Origin of the sequence: Roseateles chitinivorans (assembly GCF_050632235.1) — a bacterium.
Lineage (GTDB): Bacteria > Pseudomonadota > Gammaproteobacteria > Burkholderiales > Burkholderiaceae_C > Roseateles > Roseateles chitinivorans_A.
The window spans coordinates 945,268-968,751 of record NZ_CP192584.1 but is presented as its reverse complement, the minus strand read 5'-3'; the positions used below and the strand labels follow the sequence as shown (position 1 = coordinate 968,751).

Annotated in this window: 19 protein-coding genes; 7 read left to right on the top strand and 12 right to left on the bottom strand. The window is 69.2% G+C overall.

Annotated elements, in window-relative coordinates; all coding sequences use genetic code 11:
* Complete coding sequence (locus tag ACQ859_RS04285; RefSeq protein WP_431264743.1) at window positions 1-1,878, bottom strand: ATP-binding cassette domain-containing protein; 1,878 nt, start codon at window positions 1,876-1,878, stop codon at window positions 1-3.
* A gap of 249 nt (window positions 1,879-2,127) precedes the next feature.
* Here ACQ859_RS04285 and ACQ859_RS04280 point away from each other — a divergent pair, with 249 nt between their 5' ends.
* Complete coding sequence (locus ACQ859_RS04280) at window positions 2,128-3,090, top strand: IS110 family transposase (RefSeq protein WP_431263498.1); 963 nt, start codon at window positions 2,128-2,130, stop codon at window positions 3,088-3,090.
* Between the two features lie 41 nt (window positions 3,091-3,131).
* On the opposite strand, the gene ACQ859_RS04275 is transcribed toward ACQ859_RS04280, so the two are convergent.
* Window positions 3,132-4,046: a helix-turn-helix domain-containing protein gene (locus tag ACQ859_RS04275; RefSeq protein ID WP_431264742.1), complete on the bottom strand. Its 915-nt coding sequence runs from the start codon at window positions 4,044-4,046 to the stop codon at window positions 3,132-3,134.
* Between the two features lie 282 nt (window positions 4,047-4,328).
* On the opposite strand from ACQ859_RS04275, the gene ACQ859_RS04270 reads away from it, so the two are divergent.
* On the top strand, window positions 4,329-5,708 hold the full coding sequence (locus ACQ859_RS04270; protein WP_431264741.1) for a cytochrome P450: 1,380 nt from the start codon (window positions 4,329-4,331) through the stop codon (window positions 5,706-5,708).
* A gap of 69 nt (window positions 5,709-5,777) precedes the next feature.
* Here ACQ859_RS04270 and ACQ859_RS04265 read toward each other — a convergent pair whose 3' ends face one another.
* Window positions 5,778-6,344, bottom strand: coding sequence for a helix-turn-helix transcriptional regulator (locus ACQ859_RS04265; protein ID WP_431264740.1), 567 nt, complete (start codon window positions 6,342-6,344; stop codon window positions 5,778-5,780).
* A 68-nt stretch (window positions 6,345-6,412) separates the two neighbouring features.
* On the opposite strand from ACQ859_RS04265, the gene ACQ859_RS04260 reads away from it, so the two are divergent.
* Entirely contained in the window at window positions 6,413-7,633 is a 1,221-nt protein-coding gene (locus ACQ859_RS04260; protein ID WP_431264739.1) for a CynX/NimT family MFS transporter, read from the top strand.
* On the opposite strand, the gene ACQ859_RS04255 is transcribed toward ACQ859_RS04260, so the two are convergent.
* Window positions 7,555-8,550, bottom strand: coding sequence for a Bug family tripartite tricarboxylate transporter substrate binding protein (locus tag ACQ859_RS04255; RefSeq protein ID WP_431264738.1), 996 nt, complete (start codon window positions 8,548-8,550; stop codon window positions 7,555-7,557). The genes ACQ859_RS04260 and ACQ859_RS04255 overlap by 79 nt on opposite strands.
* A gap of 63 nt (window positions 8,551-8,613) precedes the next feature.
* A complete protein-coding gene (locus ACQ859_RS04250; RefSeq protein ID WP_431264737.1) occupies window positions 8,614-9,126 on the bottom strand; it encodes a MarR family winged helix-turn-helix transcriptional regulator in 513 nt (170 codons plus the stop codon).
* 141 nt (window positions 9,127-9,267) lie between these two features.
* On the opposite strand from ACQ859_RS04250, the gene ACQ859_RS04245 reads away from it, so the two are divergent.
* The 3 genes from ACQ859_RS04245 (at window position 9,268) to ACQ859_RS04235 (ending at window position 11,558) form a co-directional block, all read left to right on the top strand.
* Window positions 9,268-10,554, top strand: coding sequence for a flavin-dependent oxidoreductase (locus ACQ859_RS04245; RefSeq protein WP_431264736.1), 1,287 nt, complete (start codon window positions 9,268-9,270; stop codon window positions 10,552-10,554).
* 147 nt (window positions 10,555-10,701) lie between these two features.
* Window positions 10,702-11,163 carry a hypothetical protein gene (locus ACQ859_RS04240; protein WP_431264735.1) on the top strand — a complete coding sequence of 154 codons (462 nt, stop codon included), beginning with the start codon at window positions 10,702-10,704 and terminating at the stop codon, window positions 11,161-11,163.
* Window positions 11,154-11,558 carry a hypothetical protein gene (locus tag ACQ859_RS04235; protein WP_431264734.1) on the top strand — a complete coding sequence of 135 codons (405 nt, stop codon included), beginning with the start codon at window positions 11,154-11,156 and terminating at the stop codon, window positions 11,556-11,558. Before ACQ859_RS04240 ends, ACQ859_RS04235 begins: the two co-directional genes overlap by 10 nt.
* A gap of 266 nt (window positions 11,559-11,824) precedes the next feature.
* Here ACQ859_RS04235 and ACQ859_RS04230 read toward each other — a convergent pair whose 3' ends face one another.
* From ACQ859_RS04230 to ACQ859_RS04205, 6 genes are all read right to left on the bottom strand, one after another.
* Window positions 11,825-12,568 (bottom strand): metallophosphoesterase family protein, encoded by a 744-nt coding sequence (locus ACQ859_RS04230; protein WP_431264733.1) that lies wholly within the window; start codon window positions 12,566-12,568, stop codon window positions 11,825-11,827.
* Between the two features lie 33 nt (window positions 12,569-12,601).
* Window positions 12,602-13,462 (bottom strand): S-formylglutathione hydrolase, encoded by an 861-nt coding sequence (gene fghA, locus ACQ859_RS04225; protein ID WP_431264732.1) that lies wholly within the window; start codon window positions 13,460-13,462, stop codon window positions 12,602-12,604.
* 72 nt (window positions 13,463-13,534) lie between these two features.
* Entirely contained in the window at window positions 13,535-14,518 is a 984-nt protein-coding gene (gene gshB, locus ACQ859_RS04220; RefSeq protein WP_431264731.1) for a glutathione synthase, read from the bottom strand.
* A gap of 95 nt (window positions 14,519-14,613) precedes the next feature.
* Window positions 14,614-15,789, bottom strand: a complete 1,176-nt coding sequence (locus ACQ859_RS04215; RefSeq protein WP_431264730.1) for a benzoate/H(+) symporter BenE family transporter — start codon at window positions 15,787-15,789, stop codon at window positions 14,614-14,616.
* Between the two features lie 197 nt (window positions 15,790-15,986).
* Window positions 15,987-17,870, bottom strand: a complete 1,884-nt coding sequence (locus tag ACQ859_RS04210) for a potassium transporter Kup (protein ID WP_431264729.1) — start codon at window positions 17,868-17,870, stop codon at window positions 15,987-15,989.
* 116 nt (window positions 17,871-17,986) lie between these two features.
* Window positions 17,987-20,962, bottom strand: a complete 2,976-nt coding sequence (locus ACQ859_RS04205; protein WP_431264728.1) for a TonB-dependent receptor domain-containing protein — start codon at window positions 20,960-20,962, stop codon at window positions 17,987-17,989.
* Between the two features lie 152 nt (window positions 20,963-21,114).
* Between ACQ859_RS04205 and ACQ859_RS04200 the strand changes: the two genes are divergently transcribed.
* A complete protein-coding gene (locus tag ACQ859_RS04200) occupies window positions 21,115-22,077 on the top strand; it encodes a LysR family transcriptional regulator (protein ID WP_431264727.1) in 963 nt (320 codons plus the stop codon).
* Window positions 22,078-22,137: 60 nt separating this feature from the next.
* Here ACQ859_RS04200 and gshA read toward each other — a convergent pair whose 3' ends face one another.
* Complete coding sequence (gene gshA, locus ACQ859_RS04195; protein ID WP_431264726.1) at window positions 22,138-23,433, bottom strand: glutamate--cysteine ligase; 1,296 nt, start codon at window positions 23,431-23,433, stop codon at window positions 22,138-22,140.
* Window positions 23,434-23,484: the final 51 nt, after the last annotated feature.

Below are 23,484 nucleotides of genomic sequence, written 5' to 3'. Positions count from 1 at the left end.
TCACTTCCCGTCGAGTTCTTCCCAGCGCGTCATCAAGGTCAGCAGCTCGTCGTCGATCTCGGCGGCGCGGTTGGTGACCTCGGTGATGCGGCCGGCGCCCTGCTGGTACAGGTCGGTGCCGTTGAGCAGCGCCTGCAGGTGCTTCTGCTCGGTCTCGAGCGCGCCGATCTGCTTGGGGATCTCGTCCAGCTCGCGCTGTTCCTTGTAGCTGAGCTTGCGCTTCATGGCGACGACCGGTGCCGGCGCAGGGGCCGGAGCAGGCGCCGGCGTGGGCGCGGCGGCCGGCGCCTGGCGCGCCTTGATCTCGGCGGCGCGCTGCGACTGCTGCAGCCAGTCCTCGATGTCGCCTTCGTACTCGCGCCACTTGCCGGCGCCTTCGCTGACGATGGTCGAGGTCACGACGTTGTCCAGGAAGCGCCGGTCATGACTGACCAGGAACACGGTGCCGTCGTACTCGGCCAGCAGTTCCTCGAGCAGCTCCAGCGTCTCGATGTCCAGGTCGTTGGTCGGTTCGTCCAGCACCAGCACGTTGGCCGGCCGTGCGAACAGGCGCGCCAGCAGCAGCCGGTTGCGCTCGCCGCCGGACAGGCTGGACACCGGCGATTCCGCCCGCGCCGGCGAGAACAGGAAGTCGCTCAGGTAGCTCTTGACGTGCTTGCGCTGGTTGCCGATCTCGATCCACTCGCTGCCGGGGCTGATCGTGTCGGCCAGCGTCGCGCTGAGGTTGAGCGCGTCGCGCATCTGGTCGAAATAGGCGACCGACATCTTCGTGCCCAGGCGCACCGCGCCGCTGTCGGGCGCCAGTTCGCCGAGGATCATCTTCAGCAGCGTCGTCTTGCCGGCGCCGTTGGGGCCGATCAGGCCGACCTTGTCGCCGCGCAGGATGGTGCCGGTGAAACCGTCGACGATCACGCGGTCGCCGAAGCGCTTGGACACGCCTTCCAGCTCCGCCACGATCTTGCCGCTCGAATCGCCGGTGGCCACGTCCAGCCGGACCTTGCCCTGCACGTCGCGACGCGCCTGCCGCTCGTTGCGCATCTCGTGCAGGCGCTGCACGCGGGCGACGCTGCGGGTGCGGCGGGCCTCGACGCCCTTGCGGATCCAGACTTCCTCCTGCGCCAGCAGCTTGTCGAAGCGGGCGTTGGCCAGCGCCTCGTTCTCCAGCTCGTAGGCCTTGGCGGCCTGGAAGGCGGCGAAGTTGCCGGGATAGCCGCGCAGCTGGCCGCGGTCGAGTTCGACGATGCGGTTGGCGACGTTGTCCAGGAAGGCGCGATCATGGGTGATCAGCAGCAGCGAGCCCTTGAAGCCGTTCAGCAGCTCTTCGAGCCAGCGGATCGCGTCCAGGTCCAGGTGGTTGGTCGGCTCGTCCAGCAGCAGCACGTCCGGCTGCGCGACCAGGGCGCGGGCCAGCGCGACGCGCTTCTTCAGACCGCCGGAGAGTTCGCCGATCTTGCGGCCGCCGTCCAGGTCCAGGCGGTGCAGCGTCTCGTCGACGCGCTGCTCCCAGTTCCAGGCGCCGATCTGCTCGATGCGCTCCTGCACCCAGCCGAGGTCGTCGTTCTCGTCATGCGCCTCGTAGCGTTCGCGCAGCGCCTTGGCCTCGGCGACGCCTTCGCTGACGACGTCGAAGATCGTCGCCTCCGGGCGCAGCTCGGGCTCCTGCGGCACGTAGACGCTGGTCAGGCCCTTTTCGAGCTGCAGCAGCCCGTCGTCGAGCTTCTCGATGCCCGCGAGGACCTTCAGCATCGAGGACTTGCCGGTCCCGTTGCGACCGATCAGGCCGACGCGGTCGCCGGTTTCGAGGGAGAAATTGGCGCCGTCGAGCAGCGGCACGTGGCCGAAAGCGAGGTGGGCGTTGGAGAGGGAAAGGACAGCCATGGGGGCGATTGTCCTCGATGGCGCAAGAAGGCTTCCGTACTGCCACCGCCGCTGGCCCTCACCCCTGCCCTTGTATGTAGCAAAGTACGCCCAGGCCGCCACAGGCCGACCAGCCCAGGGTAGGCGCTTCGACGCCATGCCGAGGGAGAGCGAGGGTCGTGGCGGCCGACCTCGGTTCGTCATGAACAGACAGCCCGAACGGTTGTGAGGTCCATTGAGGCCGTATCGAACACAAGGAAGGGCGCTGGCATGAGCGAAGAGATCTTCATCGGTGTTGACGTTTGCAAGGCGTGGCTGGACCTGGCTCAGGTACCCGCTGCGCCTGCCGACAAGTCTGGCGCGTTGTCGCCGCGAGTGGACAACGACGAGTCTGGACGAGCAGCGCTGGTATCGCAGCTCAAGAAGCTGGGGCCCACGCTGGTGGTGATGGAGGCCACCGGTGGCTTCGAGGCGGCGCTGGCGAGTGAGCTGTGCGCGGCTGGAATCGCCGTGGCGGTGGTCAATCCCAAGAAGGTGCGCGACTTCGCCCGCGCGACCGGTGTCCTTGCCAAGACGGACCGGCTGGACGCTCAGGTGTTGGCCAGGTTCGCACAGGCCATTCGTCCTCAGGTGTATGCGCTACCGGGCGAGACGCAGCAGGAGATCATCGAGCTGGTGGATCGGCGAGCGCAGCTGGTGACCATGCGGGCGCAGGAGAAGAACCGCTTGTCCACGGTCAAGCACGTGGCACGCACGAGCGTGCGGCAACACATCGAGTGGCTGGATAAGCGGATCAAGGAGATCGACAAGGATCTGGACGGTCGCTTGAAGGACTCGACGATCTACCAGCCCAAGTACGAACTGTTGGACAGCGTGCCGGGTGTCGGTCGAGTCACGGTCACGATGCTGCTGGGGCGCCTGCCCGAACTGGGCACCTTGGACCGCAAGCGCCTGACGGCGTTGGTGGGCCTGGCGCCGTTTGCCGATGACAGCGGCAAGCGGCGCGGCCAGCGCTACATCCAGGGCGGACGAGCGGACATCCGCACGGCGATGTACATGGCTGCACTCACGGCCAAGCGATGCAACGGGCCCATCAAGGCGTTGTACGAACGTCTGCGCCTGGCGGGCAAGCCCTTCAAGGTGGCGATGACCGCATGCATGCGCAAGCTGCTGATCATCCTCAACGCCATCCTCAAAACCGGCCAACCCTGGAGAAACGCCGAAGCCGCTTGACACGGTTGCTCTCCCGCAAGCGGGAGAGGGCGAAAGAGGGGTCAGACCCAGACGCGGTAGGCCCAGAAGGCCTCGTCCTGGGCGACGCGGCGGCGCAGTTCCTCGGGGCTGAAGCCGCTGAGCCGACGGGTCTCGCGGCACAGGTGCGCCTGGTCGGCGTAGCCGTGGTCCTGCGCCAGCGCGCTCCAGATGACGGCACCTTCGTCCTCGTCGAGCTTGCGCACCTGCTGGAAGGCCGCTTCGGCGCGGCTGACGAGACGAAGCGCGCGCAGACTCTGCCCGCTCCACTGCTTGATGCGGCGCTCCGCCTGCCGGACGCTGCGCCCGTGGCCCGCCGCGATCGCGCGCAAGGCCAGATGCTGCATCCAGCCGGCGTAGCCGCGCGGCGGCGGATCGTCCGCCAGCACCTCGTCGCGCACCGCGCGCCAGCGCGGCAGCAGAAAGTCCTCCAGCGTGCGACGGGCGGTCTGTTCGTCGCGGGCCGCGAGCATCGCGGCGTCGAGCGCCCGCCACGCGGGATCGTCGATGAACGACAACGGCAGCATCCGGTCCTTGAGTTCAGCGAGATCGATGCCCGTCATCGCCTGCAGCGCCTCCGGCCGGATCGCGACCATGAACGCCCGGCAGTCGGGCGTCGCCTGGAAACGCTTGGGACCGCCGCGCGGACCGCCGATGACACTGGCGGGCAGCCACGGTCCCGGCTCGCCATCGCGATCGCGATCGCTGGCACCGTCCGTCCCGACATCCAACTCCCTTACGCGCCCGCTCAAGGTCCAGCTCAAGCCGCACAGCGGCGTCGCGGGGAACCAGCTCTGACACTGGGCGTCGGACAAGGTTTCGCCTTGCGTGGTCGCCGCCGACAGGTCCCGCCAGAGATAGGCGTAAAGACAACCCTCCAGCGCGCGAGGCGGGATGTGCAGGCGAGCGATGGTGCAGGGATGCAAGGGAGCGTCCATGCAGCGCAGTCTAGGCGCTCGACGATCGGCGGGCTGGCGCCCGCGGCCTCCTTACTTCCACGGCCGCTGGCCCTCACCCCCACCCTCTCCCGCAAGCGGGAGAGGGAGTAAGAAGAGTGCCTCACGCGAGTGGGAGAAGCGTGGGAAGGGAGCCGGTCGGACTCCCTCTCCCGCACTGCGGGAGAGGGTGGGGGTGAGGGCCAGCGGCGGCGGAAGTACGGGAACGGACGATGTCGCTTCGATTCAAGACGCCTCGTCCGGGCACGGAGACGATGCAATCCCATGAGCCACGTCCTTGCGATCCCCGACACCGTCCCCGGTCCGCGCCCGCGCTGGGCCGGCCTGCCCGAAGTCCTGTCCATGCGCCGCGACTACCTCGGCCACATGCAACGACTGCACCAGCAGTACGGCGACGTCGTCCATCAGCGGCTGCTCGGCCTGGACGATTTCAACTTCTTCCATCCCGACCAGGTCCGCGAGCTGTTGATCGCCGGCCACGACGGGATGATCCGCTGGGAGCGAGCAACGCAGGTCTTCGCCGACGCGCACGGTCAGAGCGTCCTCGTCGCCGAGGGACCGGCGTGGCAGCGGCAGCGCAAGCTGCTGCAGCCCGGCTTCGCGCCGCAGCGCGTGCAGGGCTTCGTGCCGCTGACGGTCGAGGCTGCCCGCCGGGCGCTGGAGCGTCTCCCTGCGACACCGGGGGACACGGACATCGACTTCGAGCAGCTGATGACGCTGTTGACGATGGACGTGATCCTGCGCACGCTGTTCTCGACCGGCGAGCGCGAGGCCGTCGTCGCCGAGGCGTCCTGGGCGGTGCACGAGCTCGGCCGGGTCGCCATGGGCGAGATGTACGTGCCGGCCAGCGCGCCGCTGTGGGCGCCGTGGAAGCTGGGCAAGCGTCGCGCGCTGCGCTCGCTGGACACGCTGATCCGCGGCCATCTTGCCGGGCGCCGCGAACGCGCCCGACGTGGCGAGCCACCGCCGGACGACCTGCTCGAGATGCTGACGTCCCTGCGCGACGCCGATGGCGCGGCACTCGACGACACCGCGCTGCGCGACGAGTGCATGACGACCTTCCTGGCCGGCCACGAGACCAGCGCCGCCGCGCTGACCTGGTGGGGCTGGTGCATGGCGGCGAATCCGGACGCGCAGCGACGCGCGGCCGACGAGGTCGACGCCGTGCTCGGCGACCGGTCACCGACGGCAACCGATCTCACGCGGCTGCCGTGGCTGAGCCTGTGCATCAAGGAGACGCTCCGCCTGTATCCGCCTGCGCCTGCCCTCTTCTCCCGCCAGCTGACCGGCGAGATGGAGATCGCCGGGCTTCGCCTCAAGCGCGGCGCGATGATCCGCTTGACCCCCGGCGTGATTCAGCGCGACCCGCGCTGGTTCGACGAACCGGACGCCTTCCGCCCGGAGCGCTTCGACCCCGCGGCGGGACATCGCGAGATCCCGCGTGGGGCGTGGATGCCATTCGGCGCTGGACCGCGGGTATGCCTCGGCAGTCACTTCGCGCTGATGGAGATCACGTTGATCGCCGCGATGGTCCTGCAGCGCCATCGCCTCGCGCCGGTGCCCGACGCGCCAGCGCCGACCCCGGTGCTCAACATCACGTTGCGCCCGGCGACACCGCTGCACCTGCGCCTGCAGCCGCGCTGAATCGGCGCGCTGAATCTTTTATTCGTGGACGGCGTCCGAGGCGATCCGTAGCCTCGCGACATGACCGCCTTACGAGATCGTCTCGGTCAACCGAACGAAACTTCCGTCCGAGAGTTGGAAGCGCACCCAGCGCATCCGGCTCGGTTGGATGGGCATGTCCTGCTCCACCGAGGCGCCGGTGTCGAACTCGACCGCGCCGGGCGCCGGCTCGTACCAGCCGAGCGCGTCCAGCCGCGCCTCCTGCGCCACGATCTCCGGCGTGGCGTAGCACCACAATGCGCGCCCGATCAACTCGGAGCGCGGCAGGCGGCAATGGTGTTCGCGACCGCGCGACATCGCCAGCAACCGATGGCTGAGGTCGCAGATCAGGTGCACCGCGCCGGGCGCGCGCTCGACCAGGCGGCCCAGTTCGAAGTCGGCGGCGCTGTCCAGCCGCGCGGCCATCAGCCGGCGCAGCGCCTGCTGCTCGTCCAGCGAGGGCGCGGCGATGCCCGATTCCCAGCGCGACACCGTCGTCTGCGACACGCCCAGTTCGGCCCCGACCGCGCCCTGCTTCAAGCGGCGCAGCGTGCGCCATTGACGCAGGCTGCGGCCGAGCTGGCGGGCATCGCAGGAGAGCAGCGGCGAGTCGTTCATGGCGGCGGCGCGTCGAGGCGGGAAGACAAGAAATCGAGGGTCGGGATGGTCGGCCCCGGAGGACCGAAGTGAGGATTCTGCTGTACTACCTCTGCGGCGTGTTCGCCGCAGTGCAATTGGGCAAGCTGGCGGCGCTGTCGCCGCCGATCGCCCGCGAGCTCCAGCTCGGACTGGCGGCGATGGCCGCGTTGACCTCGCTGCTCGAGGTCTGCGGCGCCACGCTGGGCGGCGTGGCGGGCCGCTGGCTGCCGCGCATCGGACTGAAGCGCGCGCTGGCCGCGGCGGTGCTGGCGCTCGCCGTGGGCTCGGCCGCGGCGGGATTCGCCCATGGCCTGGCGCTGCTCGCGCTGGCGCGCCTGGTCGAGAGCCTGGGCTACCTGGCCGTCGTCGTCGCCGCGCCCGTGCTGATCGCCCGTGCGGCCGAGGGACGCCGCCAGGCCGCCGCCATGGCGCTCTGGAGCACCTTCCTGCCGGTGGGCATGGCGCTGGGCACCTGGGCCTACGCGCACGCGGCGGGCTGGGTGGGCTGGCGGCCCGCGCAGGCGCTGAGCGTCGCCGGCGGCGTGCTGCTGTGGCTCGGATTGCGGGCCGTCCGCGTCGACGACGACCCGCACGCCGTCGAGTCACGGCATCCGCCGGGACCGACCGGCGCGCTTCTCTGGGCTCTGGTCGCCGCCTTCGGCGCCTACGCGATCGCGGAGGTGGGGCTGCTCGCGCTGCTGCCCAGCCTGCTCACGCAAGGCGGCATGCCCTTGAGCAGCGCCGGCACCTGGACAGCCGCGGCCGCGCTGGCCAACGTGCCGGCGAGCGCGCTGGGCGCCTGGCTGCTACGGCGACACGGCGCGCTGTCGCGCGCGATCGCCGTCGGCATGGCGGTATCGCTGGGCCTGTCGGGACTGCTCTATCTCGGCGTGATGCGCGATGGGGGCGATGCCACCTGGCAAGCGGCGCTCGCGATCGGCATCAACGCCGCGTCGGGCGTATTCCCGAGTCTGGTCTTCGCGCTGCTGCCGCTGGCCGCGCGGACGCCGGAACGGCTCTCGCTCGCCAGCGGACGCCTGACGCAGTTCGGCGCCTCGGGCGCGCTGCTCGGGCCGCCGTTGATGGGCACGGTGGTCGAGCGTTGGGGATGGAGCGCCGCGGGCGGTTTGGCACTCGCGTTGTCACTGCTGGCCGTTCCGTTGGCGCTCTTCGCGTGGCGATGGCTCGCTCAATCGTCCGACGAGAACCCGGACGCCGCCACGATCGGTCCCCACTGCGCGCGTTCGGCCGAAAGACGGCGCGCGTAGTCCGCGGGCTGCATCGCCAGCGGTTCGCAGCCGAGCTTGGCCAGGCCCTCGACGACCTGCTTCTCGCGCAGCGCGACGCGGACCAGGTCGAAGACCTTGTCGACGATCGCGGCCGGCGTCTTCGGCGGCAGGAACAGGCCGTAGGTCTCGACGCCGATGATGCCCTTGAAGCCCTGCTCGGCGAAGGTGGGCACCTCCGGCGCGAAGCGCGAGCGCTCGTGGTCGGTGACGCCGAGGATGCGCACGCGACCGCCCGCGACGTAAGGCAGCAGGTCACCCAGCAGGAAGCAGCCCGACGCGATCTGCCCACCCATCAGGTCCTGCAGGCCGGGCGCCGCGCCGCGGTACGGCACGTGCGTCAGCGAGATGCCGGCGGCACGCTTGAACTGGTCGCCGAGGAAGTGCGGCATCGCACCGGCCGCGGGCGAGGCGTAGGACGACTGCTCCGGATGCGCCTTGGCCCAGGCGGCGAAGTCGCCCATCGTCTTCACCGTCGCCGGCACCATCGGCCCGACGCCGAAGCCGCAGGTCGCGTTGGCGATCGGCGAGACCGCGATCGCATCGGTGTCCGGCTTGTAGGCCAGCTTCCGGTAGACGTGCGGGTAGATCGTGAACATCGACGACGGACTCATCAGCAGCGTGCCGCCATCCGGCGGCGCGTCGCGCAGCGCGGTCACGGCGAGGCGGCCGCCGGCGCCGACGCGCTGCTCGACGAGCACGTTCTCCGCGAGACGTCCGCGCCAGGCCTCGGCGACGCGCCGCGCGCTGACGTCGACCGAGCCGCCGGCCGGGAAGCCGACGAGGATGCGCGGCATGGCCGCCGTCTGAGCGCGCAGCGGTCCGGACAGGCCGGCGAACGCTGCGCCAAGCAGCAGGCCGGCGTCACGCCGGGTGAGCTTCCGATCGAGGTCGTCCATCGCTTGTCTCCGTCGTTGTTGTCTGTCGTTGTTATCTGCCGCTGCCAGTCGCCGCTGTCATCGTCATCGGTCCTGGTCGTTCGCCGCGGCGATCTCCGCAAGACGCTCCAGGTCCGCCTTCAGTCGCACCGCGCGTTCGCCGAGTCCGCTCATCAGGCGCTCGTCATGCGCGCGCACGCGGCGCTCCAGCACCGTGAGCTGGCGCTTGCCCGCCGCCGTCAGGAACAGCCCCCAGCGGCGCGCATCTTCAGCGTCATCGCGCCGTTCCACCCAGCCACGGTCGGTGAGCCAGTCCGTCAACCGCAGCGCGCCGCTGCGATGCAGGCCCATCGCCTGCGCGAGCAGCCCCTGCCGCATGCCCGGATTGCGTCCGACCAGCACCAGCGCGGCGAAGCGCTGCGGGCTCACGTCGAGCTCCGCGGTCGCGCGGTAGAAGTCCAGGTAGAGCGCGTTCTGGGCACGCCGCAGCGCGTAGCCGAGCAGGTCGTCGAGGACACCGTAGTCCAGCCCGGGCACGGGCAGCAAGGGCGCTTCCGGCGGCTCGGGGACGGCATTCGACGGCTTGGATCGGCTCATCGGGATCAGCTTAGGTACTGTTGCATAGCGCAACTATCTCGCTTACCCTGACCCGAACGAATCCCTGGGAGGACTCCGCCGCCAGCCGCAAGGCGTGCGCGGGGAGCCCTCCAGAGGGCCCCACGACGCCAGGAGACCCCCATGGCCCTCGACATCCTGATCGCCGGCGGCGGCATCGGCGGACTGACTGCGGCGCTGGCGCTGCAGCGCGACGGCCACCGCGTGACCGTCTGCGAAGCCACGGCGGAACTCAAGCCGCTGGGCGTGGGCATCAACCTGCTGCCGCATGCGGTGGCCGTGCTCGACGGGCTGGGGCTGATGCCGGCGCTGCAGGCGATGGCGGTGCCGACCTCGGCGCTGATCTTCGCCAACCGGCATGGGCAGACGATCTACGAGGACCGGCGCGGCCTGGCCGGCGGCTACAGCCACCCGCAGTTCAGCGTGCATCGCGGGGAGCTGCAGCTGATGCTCTGGCGCGAGGCGACGGCGCGGCTCGGTGCGGAACGCGTCGTCAGCGGCTGGCGCACCACGGGCGCTCGCAACGACGGCGACGGCGTCGTCGTGCTCGGGACGGACGCCACCGGCGCGTCGGTGGAACGTCGCGCCGACCTGCTGATCGCGGCGGACGGCATCCATTCGGCGATCCGCCGGCAGTTCCATCCCGAGGAGGGCGCACCGCGCTGGAACGGGATGATGATGTGGCGCGGGACATCGCTGGCCCGGCCCTTCCTCGACGGACGGACGATGGTGCAGGCGGGCCACCGGCGCGCGAAGTTCGTCGTTTATCCGATCGCGCCTCCGCGGCCGGACGGCCTGCAGCTGATCAACTGGATCTGCGACCGTCGCCTGCGCGAGGACGGCCTCGGCGGCGGTCTGACCGCGCCGGGGCGAGAGGACTGGAACAAACCCGGCTCGATCGACGACCTGCTGCCCACCTTCGGCGGCTGGCAATTCCCGTGGCTCGACGTGCCGGGCGTGATCGCCGGCGCGACGCAGCTGCTCGAATGGCCGATGGTCGACCGCGATCCGCTGCCGTGCTGGCGGCAAGGGCGCATCACGCTGCTAGGCGACGCGGCGCATCCGATGTACCCGATCGGCTCGAACGGCGCGACGCAGGCGATCCTCGACGCCGAGGCGATCGCGCGGGTGCTGCGAGGGGAAGGTGACGTGGAGACGGCGCTCGACCACTACGAGGCCGAGCGCCGGCCGATGTGCGCGCGGATCGTCGAGCTGAACCGGCAGGAAGGCTTGGACTACATCCTCGACATGGTCGAGGAACGCGCGCCGGACGGCTTCGATCGCCTGGAGGATGTGATCGATCTGGCGGAGGTGGATGCGTTCGTCAAGCGATACAAGGCGGCGGCCGGGCATCGCCAGGCGCCGCCGGCAGACCTGCCGAAAGGCGCGCCTCCGGCGCTCACGCCGTAGCATCCGGAACCGCCCTCCTCATCCCGGTCATCCAAGCTCCTTGAATCGGGGGCTGCGCCTGGATTTCATGCGGATCGAGGTGAGAGGCGTCAGGCGAAGTCCCTCGAAGAATCACTGCTCCTTCCACAACCAAGCAAGGAGCGGTGAATGGCCTATGCATATTCGGACCGCCTGATGCCTTCCAAGCCGATTCCGCCGCGCGCATCGCCGGCCCATCAAAGCGAACCGCAGCAATTCCACTCGACCGGTCCGCAATGGCTACTCGTCCAAGAGCGGCTGGCCGAGTTGGCGGCGCTGCCCGCGGATTGGAATGACGAAGGCGCGCCTCCCATCTCCGCCTTGGCGCTGGAGATCACCCGGCAACTCCTGGCACTGCGTCCACCGCTCATGCGGTTGAGCGAGCTGTTCCCATCTCCCGAAGGCGGCGTGTTGATGGAATATGTCCGGGGCTCCTGGGACCTCACGGCGGAAATCAGCGCCGACGGAACGCTGGAGATCTTCGGGTTCGAGATCGACGGCACTCTCAAGCTGTTCCCGCATCCCTACCCCTCCTTGAATGCCGAGTTTCTCGTCGCGCTCGACACTGCGGGAGGTCCGGAATGGCCGTGAGGTTGAGCAACGCGGACGAGATCCTGTTCCGGCAGATCCATCCCAGCGGGCTGAAAGCCGGTAGCCCCTGCAGCTCCTGCTTCATGCCCTCGAAGTCAGACAACGCGCTCTTGTCGGTCGACCGATCGACGCTCACGACAGCCGAGCAGTCCCATCGGCTCTACACGAGCAACGACAGGGCATCTGTCGCGGTCTACGGACTGAGCGTTGCCGAGTTCCTGGCATGCGGCGTCACCTGCTTCGAAGATCCGGTCCAAGATCATCCGACCCTCGTGGACAACCCCGCCCATGCCCTTGCCGACTTCTCCGCGCAGAGTCAGACGAGCCGGCGAGTCACCGCGAAGGAATTGAAGCGCCTGGCCATCCGACGTGGTCGTCTGTTCGGTGCCTCATGAACGCACAGGAGCTCTTCGAATGGCAGCCGGTTTGGGATGATCTGCACGAGCTCATCGGCGGTGTCCCAAGACCGGGGCGCGCCAGCGGACCGCCCTTCTTCCGTGTCGTCGCCAGTCTGTCCTCGACGCTCAAGCGGCATCTGAGAGATACCGAGTTCACGACGCTGATCAGAGGACAGGCGCTGCGGGTGGACGATTCATCCCGGCTGAGCCCGTCTTTCAAAGAATCTAGCCCCCAGACTGAGCTGCACCTGCCGCCGCCGGCCTCACTCGTCAGCCCACCCCGTCCTCAACCACCTCGCCCAGTCCTCCCGACCGCTCCGGGAAGCGAGGTCCGCCATCGCCGCATGGTCGTACGGCACGCTGATGGACTCGGTGCGCCAGCCCTGCGCCGTCCGTTCCAGGATCGCATAGCGCGCATCTGGAGAACCGTTCTCCGCGACATGGCGGATCGGATGGTCGTCATCCCAGGCCTGCAGACCGACGCTGCCGGGATTCACCAGCCACTGGCCTCGCGCGCTGCGCAGCACGCGCGGAATGTGCGTGTGGCCGCAGCACACCACCGTTGACGCTTCATCGCCGAGCCGTTCGGCAATCTCCGGTGCCGTCGCCATGCTCAAGCGCGCACCCTCCTGCGTATCGAGGAAGTACTCGATGTCGCTGCGCGGCGTGCCGTGGCACAGGAAGATCTCTTCGCTCCACTGCATCGTCTTCGGCAGCGAACGGACCCATGCCAGTTCCGCCGCGCCCAGCCGCTCGCGCGCGAAGCGGTCGGAGGCGCCGCCCGGCTTCTCCGCCGTGATCGCGAGCAGTTGCCGCTCATGGTTGCCGGCGATGGTCGGCCAGCCTTGCGCCATCAGGTATTGCGCCGTCTCCAACGGCTGCAGCGGCCCCGACAGGATGTCGCCCAGGTTCACGATCTGATCCACACCCCGTCGCCGCACATCCGCCACGACGGCCTCGAGCGCCAGCAGGTTGCCGTGGATGTCGGACAGCAGGGCGATGCGCATGGCGGCCTCGAGGGTGGCAGCGCGGGGCGGCGGTCAGCCCGCCAGTTGCCGCGCGTGATGCACGAGGTGATCGTCGATCACCGTCGCGATGAAGTAGTACCCATGGTCGTAGCCCTCGTGGCGGCGCAGCGTCAGCGGCTGGCCGATGGCTGCGCACGCGGACTCCAGCGCTTCCGGATACAGCTGCTCGACGAGGAACTTGTCCGCCAGCCCCTGGTCGACCAGGATGCCGTGCGGATACGGCGCCCGCTTCTGCGCCTGGATGAGCGCGCTCGCGTCATGCGCGGGCCAGGCGTCGCGGTCCTCGCCGAGGTAGCCGGTGAAGGCCTTCACGCCCCACGGGCAGCGGCTCGGTGCCGCGATCGGCGCGATCGCCGACACGGACGCGAATGCGCCCGGATGCCGCAGCGCCAGCGTCAGCGCGCCATGTCCGCCCATCGAGTGGCCGGCGATGCCGGTCTTCGCCGCGTCCACTCCGAGCGAGGCCTGCACCTGCGGGATCAGCTCCCGCATCAGGTAGCTCTCCATCCGCCAGTGCGTCGCCCACGGCGCCTGTGTCGCATCGAGGTAGAACCCCGCCGCCACACCGAAGTCCCACGACGCCGTCGCACCCGGAAGCGCGCTCGCCGCGTCGCCGCGCGGACTCGTGTCCGGCATCAGCAGCGCGAGTCCGAGCTCCGCGGCCTTGCGCTGCGCGCCGGCCTTCATCGTGAAGGTCTCCTCGCTGCAGGTCAGCCCCGCGAGGAACACCACCAGCCCCTTCACCGCCCGCGCGCCGCCCGGCGGCAGGAACAGCGCGAAGCGCATGGGCAGGCCGATCTCGGCCGAGTCGTGGCGATGGAAACGCTGCACGCCGCCGAAGCTGGCGTGCTCGCCGATCAATTCGAAAGTCATGTCGATGTCCTCCGGCGACCGCGGTCGCCGCCGTGTTCGCGGCAGTGATCCCAGACCGCGCTCAGTGCGCGGTCAACGCGATGCGGCCATCGCCGCTTCCAGCGCATCGATGAACACCGCGCCGACGTCGAAGCCCGTCTGCTCCATGATTTCCTGGAAGCAGGTCGGGCTGGTCACGTTCAGCTCGGTCATCTTGTCGCCGATCACGTCCAGTCCCACCAGCAGCAGCCCGCGCGCCGCCAGCACCGGTCCCAGCGCCTCGGCGATGCGGCGGTCGTCATCGGTCAGCGGCTGCGCCACGCCCTTGCCGCCCGCGGCCAGGTTGCCGCGCACCTCGGTGCCCTGCGGGATCCGCGCCAGCGAGTACGGCACCGGCTTCCCGCCGATCAGCAGGATGCGCTTGTCGCCCTTGACGATCTCCGGCACGAAGCGCTGCACCATCACCGACTGCGCGCCGTTCTTGTTCAGCGTCTCGATGATGCTGCCCAGGTTCAGCGCATCCGCCTTGACGCGGAAGATGCCCATCCCGCCCATGCCGTCCAGCGGCTTCAGGATGATGTCCTGATGCTCCGCGTGGAACGCGCGGATCGCCGCCGCCGAGCGCGTCACCAGCGTCGGCGCGATGAACTGCGGGAACTCCAGGATCGCGAGCTTCTCCGGATGGTCGCGCAGCGACGCCGCCTTGTTGAACACGCGCGCACCCTCGCGCTCCGCCTGCTCCAGCAGGTGCGTGGCGTAGAAGAACTCCGAATCGAACGGCGGATCCTTGCGCATCAGCACCGCGTCGACGTCCGCCAGGGCCAGGTCTTGCGTCGCGGTGACCGCGTGCCACACGGCCAGCTTGGTGCCGGCCTGGCTCGCGACGGCATCCGGCGTCAGCGTCAGCTGCTTCGCCGCATGCGCGGTCACGCGACCGCCGCTGACCCACAGCAGGTCCGGCACCTCGCAGACCCAGAGCTCGTGGCCGCGCCGGGCGGCCTCGCGCATCATCGCGAAGGTGGAGTCCTTGTAGGTGTTGAAGGTCGACAGCGGATCGGCGACGAACAGCAGTTTCATGGGCAAGGCTTTCAGCAAGGAACTTCAGAGATCGGGGTGGCCCCTCTCCCGCTCGCGGGAGAGGGTGGGGGTGAGGGCCAGCGCCCGAGGCAGGATCACGGCCTCGGAGCAGTCCGGAAGTGTTGCACCAAAAGAGAAACCGCACCGGCGACCACGCCCCAGAACGCCGAGCCGATGCCCAGCAGGCTCAGCCCCGACAGCGTCACGAGGAAGGTCAGGATCGCGGCATCGCGGTGATGCTCATCCTTCAGTGCGGCCGACAGGCCACCGGCGATCGTGCCCAGCAACGCCAGACCGGCCACCGCGGCGATCAGCTCACGCGGGAAGGCCGTCAGCAGCCCCACCACCGCGCCGCCCGCCAGACCGATCGCGAGGTAGAACACCCCCGCCATCGCCGAAGCCATGTAGCGCCTCGCCGGATCCTCGTGCGCTTCGCGCCCCATGCAGATCGCCGCGGTGATCGCCGCCAGGTTGAACGCGTAGCCGCCGAACGGCGCGAAGACGACCGACGCGAAGCCCGTCGCCGCGATGCTCGCCGACACCGGCGTCTGGTAGCCCGACGCCCGCTGCGCGGCCACGCCGGGCAGGTTCTGCGAGGCCATGGTCACCAGGAACAGCGGCAACGCCACGCCGACCATCGCGGTCACCGAGAACGACGGCGTGACCCAGACCGGCGTCGCCCAGTCCCAGACGACGGCCTCCAGATGCAGCCGCCCCTGCGAGGCCGCGACGGCGATGCCGGCGACCAGCACCAGCGGGGTCGCATAACGCGGCAGGAAGCGCCGCGCCAGCACATAGGTGAGCGCCATCGTCAGCACCATGGCCGGGGCCGTCTTCGTCGCCAGCACGGCATCCAGCCCGAAGCGCGCCAGCACGCCGGCCAGCAGCGCGGAGGCGATCGCGATCGGGATGCGGTCCATGATCCGTTCGAACCAGCGCGTCGCGCCGGCGATCAGGATCAACACGCCGCAGACGATGAAGGCGCCGACCGCCTCGGGCATCGAGATGCCGGAAACGCCGGCCAGCAGCGCCGCGCCGGGCGTGGACCAGGCGGTCAGGATGGGCTGGCGGGTCCACAGCGACAGACCGAGGCTGGTCAGCCCCATGCCCAGCCCGAGCGCCCAGATCCAGGAGCTGGTCTGGGCCGGCGTCGCGCCGAGCGCCTGCGCGGCCTGGAACACGATGGCCACCGAACTGGTGAAGCCCACCAGCACCGCGACGAAGCCCGCGACCACGGCGGACAGGGACAGGTCTTTCAGCCAGCGATTCATGGCACGGAGCATACCGACCGCCTCGCCCCGGACCCCTCGCAAACGCTCAACGCAGGTTCAACGGACCGTCACGCGCTGCGCCAAACGTGCAGTCAACGAGCGTGGGTGGGGCCGGAGTAGGGCTTGGGGTCCCTGGAGGGGTGCCCCATGCCCTGCGGAGAGCCCGCGCCTGGCTGACCGAGGTCCACCCCCGGCGGTCAGATCTCGACCTTCGACCCCAACTCCACGATCCGGTTGGCGGGCAGATGGAGGAAGTCCGCCGCCGCCGCCGCGTTGCGATGCATGCTCGCGAACAGCTTCTCCCGCCACAGCGCCATCCCGGAGCCGATCGTCGGGATCACGATGTCCCGCGACAGGAAGTAGCTGGTCTCCATCTCATCCAGATGCACCCCGCGCTGCTCCAGCAGCTTGAGCGCGTCCGGCACGTCCGGCTCGTTCTTGAAGCCGAAGTGCAGGTTGACCTGCCAGCAGTCGTTGTCCAGGCTCTCCACCTCGACACGCTTCTCGAAGCCGATCCACGGCACCTCGTGATGCTTGACGCTGACGAACAGGTTCTGCTCGTGCAGCACCTTGTTGTGCTTGAGGTTGTGCAGCAGCGCGTTGGGCGTCACGCCCACCTCCGCCGACAGGAACACCGCCGTGCCCTGCACCCGCGTCGGCGGGTTGATGAACACCGCCTCGAGGAAGCTCTTCAGGTCGATCGCATCTTCGCGCAGCTTGTCCGAGAGCAGCCGGCGGCCCTGCTTCCAGGTCAGCATCAGCGTGAACATGCCGAAGCCGATCAGCAGCGGGAACCAGCCCCCGTGCGCCACCTTCAGCAGGTTGGACGCCAGGAAGGTCGCGTCGATGACGAAGAACGCGCCCGTCGCGACCACGCACAGCCACAGCGGATAGCGCCAGCCGAAGCGGATCACGAAGAAGGTCATCACCGTCGTGATCGTCATGTCGATGGTCACCGCCACGCCGTAGGCGCCGGCCAGCTTGCTCGACGACTCGAAGAACGCCACCGCGACGACGACGAAGGCGAACAGCCCCCAGTTGACGAAGGGGACGTAGATCTGGCCGATGTCGCGCACCGACGTGTGCACGATGCGCATGCGCGGCAGCAGACCCAGCTGCACCGCCTGCTTGGTCACCGAGAACGCCGCCGTGATCAGCGCCTGCGAGGCCACGATCGCCGCCAGCGTCGCGAGCACGAACAGCGGGATCTCCGCCCAGCTCGGCGCGAGCAGGAAGAACGGGTTCTTGATCGCCTCCGGCCGGTCCAGCAGCAGCGCGCCCTGGCCGAAGTAGTTCAGCGTCAGCGCCGGCATCACGAAGCTGTACCAGGCGATGCGGATCGGCTGCTTGCCGAAGTGGCCCAGGTCGGCGTAGAGCGCCTCGCCGCCGGTCACCACCAGCACCACCGCGCCCAGCGCGACGAAGGCGACCCAGCCGTAATGGGTGCAGAAATCGATCGCCCACATCGGGTTGATGGCCTGCAGCACGTGCGGGTTGCCGACGATCTTGGGGATGCCCAGCAACGCCAGCGACGTGAACCACACCAGCATCACCGGCCCGAAGGCCTTGCCCACGCCGCCGGTGCCGAAGCGCTGCACCGCGAACAGCCCCGCCAGCACCACCAGCGAGATCGGCACCACCGCGTCGTGGTACTGCGGCGCGTAGACCTCGATGCCCTCGACCGCCGAGAGCACCGTCATCGCCGGCGTGATGACCGCGTCGCCGAAGAAGATCGCCGTGCCGAACAGCCCGACCAGCATCAGCCCGCGCCGCAGCGTCGGCTTCTCGCGCACGGCCGTCGTGGCCAGCGCCAGCATGGCGATCAGGCCGCCCTCGCCGTTGTTGTCGGCGCGCAGGATCAGCAGCACGTACTTGAAGGAGACCACGACGGTCATGGTCCAGAACAGCAGCGACAGCACCCCGAGGATGTTGTCGTGCGTCATGGGGACGTGCGCGCCGTGGAAGACTTCCTTGAGCGCGTAGAGGGGGCTGGTGCCGATGTCGCCGTAGACGACACCGAGGGCGCCGATGGTCAGGCCGGCCAGGGCGGCCGGCGAACGGGGCGCGTGATGTGAACTCACAAAGGTCGCGGCAGCCACGCGGGCCGCCGGAAGTCGAAAGTGCGTATTGTCTGCCTTCCGTTGTGCAGTGCGTCAATGCCCCCCGCCACCGTTGCGGGGGCGGGGGTTGACGGCCATCACTGGAACACGTAGCTCGCGCTCAGGTTGAAGCGGCGGCCCAGCACGTTGGACGCCCCGCTGTCGTAGTAGCTGAACACGGTCGGGATGCCGTTGGCGCGGTCGTAGTCGTTGGTGACGTTGATGACGCTGGCCGCCAGGGTCAGGCCCTTGAAGCCGCTGTACGAGGCGCCGAGGTCGATCGTGCGGTCGCGGCCCACGCGGCAGCGGTTGAGGTTGGACAGGAAGGTCCGCTGCGCCGCCGTCAGCGACGAGCACACCGTGCTCGACAGCGGATCCGCGTGGTTGAAGCGGATCCAGCCGCGTGCCTGGTCGGTGTCCCACTTGAACGTGGCGCTCGCGCGGGTCTTGGAGATGTCCGAGCTGGTCGTGCCGACCTGGTGCTGCACCGCCTGGCCCTTCACCACCAGCTGGTCATAACGCGCCACGTAGGTGCCGTTGACGTTCATGCTGAACTTGCCCCACGACGTCGCCGGCAGCCGGACGTTCAGGTCGTAGTCCACCCCCGAGGTCTTGGTCCACTCGTTGTTGCCGTACTGGCGCACCAGCATGATGATCGGACCGCTGTTGTCCACGCCCGGCAGCCAGGTCTCGCGGTTGGGATCGCGCACCACCTGGACGTTGCCCGCGCCCGGGTTGGCGTTGTAGTCGTCCATGATGTCCACGCCGCGCTGCGAGCGGATCTCGTTCTTGCGGTGGAAGTACCAGCCGTCGATCGCCAGGTCCGCGTACTTGCTCGGCGTGAAGATCATGCCGAAGGTGAACGAGTTGGATTTCTCCGGCTCCAGCCTGGGATTGGCGCTGATCACCGTCGGGATGCTGCCCGGGCTGGTCGTGCCCGACGGCACCGCGGTGAAGCCCAGCACGTTGCAGTCCCGGTTCACCGACACCGGCGCCTTGCTCACCGGCGCGTTCGGGTTGCTGGTGTCGCAGCGCAGGCTGTCGAAGACGCGGCGCTCCTGGAAGCTGTGGAAGGACAGCGAGAACGAGTTGCCGATCTGCGAGATCGCCGGCGCGCGGAATCCCGTCGCCGCCGTGCCGCGGAACACCATCAGCGACGGCAGCGCCGTCCACTTGAAGCCGGCCTTGCCGGTGGTGCTGTTGCCGAAGTCGTCGTAATGCTCGTAGCGCGCGGCGGCCTGCAGCTCCAGCTGCTTGACCACCGGCAGGCTCAGCTCGGTGAAGGCGGCCCAGGATTTGCGGCTGCCCGAGGCGCCGTTGGCCACCAGGCCGACGTAGTCGCCGGTGCCGTAGACGTCGTCGGGGACGGCATCGAGCTTCTCCTTGCGCAGCTCGGTGCCCACGGCGATCGCGGCCGGACCGCCCGGCAGCTGGAACAGCTCGCGGCTGCCGCGCAGGTCCCAGGAGACCAGCTGCGACTTGCCTTCGTTGTAGGCCGTCGACGACACGCTGTCGATCGCCTCCTGCGAGTTCTGCTTGCCGAACCGGTAGCTGCCGTTGGCGATCGCGGCGTTCAGCAGCGAGCTGCGCACGCGGCCTTCCTGGAAGCGCTCGTTGTTGTTCTGGCTGACCAGCAGCGCGGTGTCGAAGTCCCAGCCGAAGGCCGTGCCTTCCAGGCCCGCCGTCAGGCGCGTGGAGCGCAGGATGTTGATGTCGCCGGTGGGCAGGTCCTCGAAGCGGTAGATCAGCTGCACGGCCTGCGCGTTGGCGGTGCCGTTGGTCGGATTGTCCGGGTGGCCGACCGGCAGGATGATCCCGTTCTGGCGCAGGAAGCTGCCGTCGAGCTTGGGCCAGGTCGTCGCGACCGGGTTGCCCGCGCTGACCAGCGAGCTCGTCAGCGCGTACGGCACGCGCTGCTCCGTCGTCTTGGTCTTCGAGATCATCAGGTCGGCATACGCGGTCAGGTCGTTGTTGATCGCGAAGGTGCCGCGCACCATGCCGCTCTGGCGGTCTTGCTTGGCGACGATCTCGTCCGCGTCGTCGAGGCTGAAGCGGCACAGGCCCGTCGGCAGCGAGCCGGTCGTGGGCAGGAAGCCGCCGGGCCGGTTCGGCACGCCCTGGCCGGCGGTGCGCTCGGCCGGACAGCCGGCCAGCGTGCCGAGGTAGTTCGTGCCCGACAGGTTGTTGTTGGGGACGCTGACGCCGCCGATCGTCGTGGAGCCGGTCAGGCTGGCCGGCACGCGGTAGTAGTTGCCGTAGAACGACGCCGACGAGTCGGGCGTGAAGCGCGCCAGCGAGCCGTTCGAGGTCAGGTACTGGTTCTGCAATGCGAGGTTGCCGCGGTCCTTGAGCTCGTTGGCCATGACGCTGTCGCGCTTGGAGACCTCGATGCCGCCGAAGACGTTGAAGCGCTGCGTGTCCAGGTTGCCGAAGCCGAAGGTGAGCGCGGCGCTCTTCGTCGCGCCGACGCCCTGGTCGTTGGCGCCGTAGGACGCGCTGCCCTCGACGCCCTGGTAGTCCTTGCGCAGGATGTAGTTGATGACGCCGGCCATCGCGTCCGAGCCGTACATCGCCGAGGCGCCGTCCTTCAGGATGTCGATGCGCTCGATCGCCTCCTTGGGGATGGTGTTGACGTTGATCATCGTGCCGCGGCCGAAGTTGACGTCCACCGCCGCGACCGGCGCGGTGCGGCGGCCGTTGATCAGGATCAGCGTGCCTTGCGAGCCGAAGCCGCGCAGCGAGATCGTCGACAGGCCGCCGACGAAGCCCGACGCCGCGCCGTCGCCGATCGAGCCCAGGTCGACGGCGGAGTTCGCACGCAGCAGCTCCTCGACATTGGCATATCCGGAGTTGCGGATGTCCTCGCGCGTGATACTTTGGACGACCGACGGCGTCTCCTTGTCGGTGCGCTTGATCAGCGTGCCGGTGATCTCGACCCGCTCCAGCCGCTTCGAGTCATCGGTGGCGGCGGCGGTGCCGGATGCCGCCGGCGCGGCGGCGTTCGGGGCCTGCTGGGCGTGGGCCTGGCTGGCGAGCGCGAGGGCGACGGCAACCGCGAGTGGTGCGAGTTGCACGGGCTGCAGGGACCGCAGGCGATGCGGACGGGAAATGCGACGGACCATGGGAAGAACACTCCTGTGACGGGACTCGGGGGAGACGGGGTCACGTTAAGGAGGCGTGTCTTTCCGGCCATGATGCTTTGTGATGGACTTGTGAAACTTTGGTTATGAATGCGTCATCCACGTCGCCGGAAGCCGCCGAGCACTTCATCGCCCGACGCATGTCGCTGCGACACGCGCGGATGCTGCTGGCCCTCGCCGACACAGGCAACATCAGCGCCGCCGCCGATCAGCTGCATGTGACGCAACCCGCGGTGAGCAAGACGCTGGCGGAGCTGGAGCACGGGCTGGGACAAACCCTGTTCCTGCGGCGCGGACGCAACATGCAGCCGACGCCGCTCGGACGCCGTCTGCTGGCGCTGGCGCGCAAGCTCGAGGCCGACCTGCAACGCGCCGCGGGTGACGTCGCCACGATGGTGCGCGGCGCGTCCGGCGAGGTGCGCATCGGGGCGACCAACGCATCGCTTGCACGACTGTTGCCCATGGCCATCACGGCGATGAAGCTCGAGAACCCCGGCGTGACGCTGAGCGTCCGCACCCATGCGCTGCGCTCGCTGTTCGAGGAACTGCAGGCCGGGACGCTGGACCTGGTCGTCGCGCGGGCGATGCCTCAGGACGAGCCGCTGGGCCTGGCCCGCGTGTCGCTGCGGCCGCAGCCCGAGGTGCTGACCATGAGCGCGCAGCATCCGCTGGCGCGCACGCCCAAGCTGAGCTGGGCGCTGCTGAGCCAGCAGCGCTGGATCTGGCAGCTGCCGGGCACGCGCACGCGCCTGCTGATGGACCGGCTCTGGCAGGAGATGGGGCTCCCGCCGCCGGCCGACCTGATCGAGAGCGGCGACGCACTGCTCGCGCTGCGCCTGATGCGCGAGATGCCGCTGGTCGCGGTGATGCCGCACGACATGGCGATGACCGCCGCCCAGCGCGGCGTGGTCGTGATCCTGCCGCACACGGTGGACCTCGGGCTCGGCCCGATGAGCGTCTGGCACCTGCCCGACACGCAGGTCGAGGCGGTGGACCGCTTCAGGCAGCTGCTGGTGACGGCGGCCGGCGCCTGCGCCGGCAAGATCTGACCCGCCGGATCCGAGCCAGGACCAGGGCCGCGGGGCCGGAGCGCCGCGCCCCCGCTCGACTCAGGCGTAGTCCTCGGCGTCCGGATCGGTCGTTTCCAGCTCGTAGCTCGCCGCGAGCATCGCGAGGCGGCCGATCACGCCGTACATGTAGAACCGGTTGGGCGCGCTGGCGCCGGGCTTCTCGCCGGGGGCGGGCAGGTGCGACGAATGCGCGAAGGCCAGCGGCACGTAGCTGGACCCCGGTGCGTTGAGGTTCTCATCCTCGGCGCGGTCGGCGTGGATGCGATAGAAGCCGCCGACGACGTAGCGGTCCATCATGTAGACGACCGGCTCGGCCACGGCCTCGTGCATGCGCTCGTGCGTCACGACGCCTTCCTGCACCAGCACCTGCGACAGCGCCGGCACGCCTTCCAGCCTGGCCAGCTTGTCGCGCGCCTTGATCGCGAGCGCGTCCAGGTCCTTCGCGTCGCGGATCGTCATCACGCCCAGGCCGTGCGTGCCGGCGTCCGGCTTGACGACGACGAAGGGCTTCTCCTGGATGCCGTATTCCTTGTACTTGCGGCGCGTGCGCGTCAGCGTCGCGTCGACCTGCGCCTGCAGCGCGTCCAGGCCGGCACCGGTCGTGAAGTCCAGCCCGTCCACCGCGACCGAATGCGGATAGATCAGCCACGGGTCCATGCCCAGCAGCTTCGCGAACTTCTTGGAGACTTCCTCGTAGGCGCGGAAGTGCTGGCTCTTGCGGCGCTGCGCCCAGCCGGCATGCAGCGGCGGCAGCAGGTACTGCTCATGCAGATGCTTGAGCACGTCCGGCGTGCCGGCCGACAGGTCGTCGTTCAGCAGGATGGTGCAGGGATCGAAGTCCTTGAGCATCAGCCGCGAGCGCTGGCGGACCAGCGGCTCCAGCGTCAGCGAGTTGCCGTCCGGCAGCGCGACCGTCGTCGGTTCCTTGACCGACTCGTCCAGCGAGCCCAGCCGCACGTTCAGCCCCGCCATCGAGAAGATGCGGACCAGCGTCGCCAGGTTGGACAGGTAGAAGCTGCCGCGGTTCTTCGCTTCCGGGACCAGCAGCAGGTTCTTGGCCTCGGGGCAGATCTTCTCGATCGCCGCCATCGCCGCCTGGACCGCCAGCGGCAGCATCTCGGGCGTCAGGTTGTTGAAGCCGCCCGGGAACAGGTTGGTGTCCACCGGCGCCAGCTTGAAGCCGGCGTTGCGCAGGTCCACCGAGGTGTAGAACGGCGGCGTGTGCTCCATCCACTCGAGCCGGAACCAGCGTTCGATCGCCGGCATCGACTCGAGCACGCGCTGCTCCAGTTCATTGATGGGCCCGGTCAGGGCGGTGATGAGGTGAGGGACCATGATGAGCGGGCGCCTGGACAGCCGGGGGGCGGTGTTCCGATTCTAGGCACG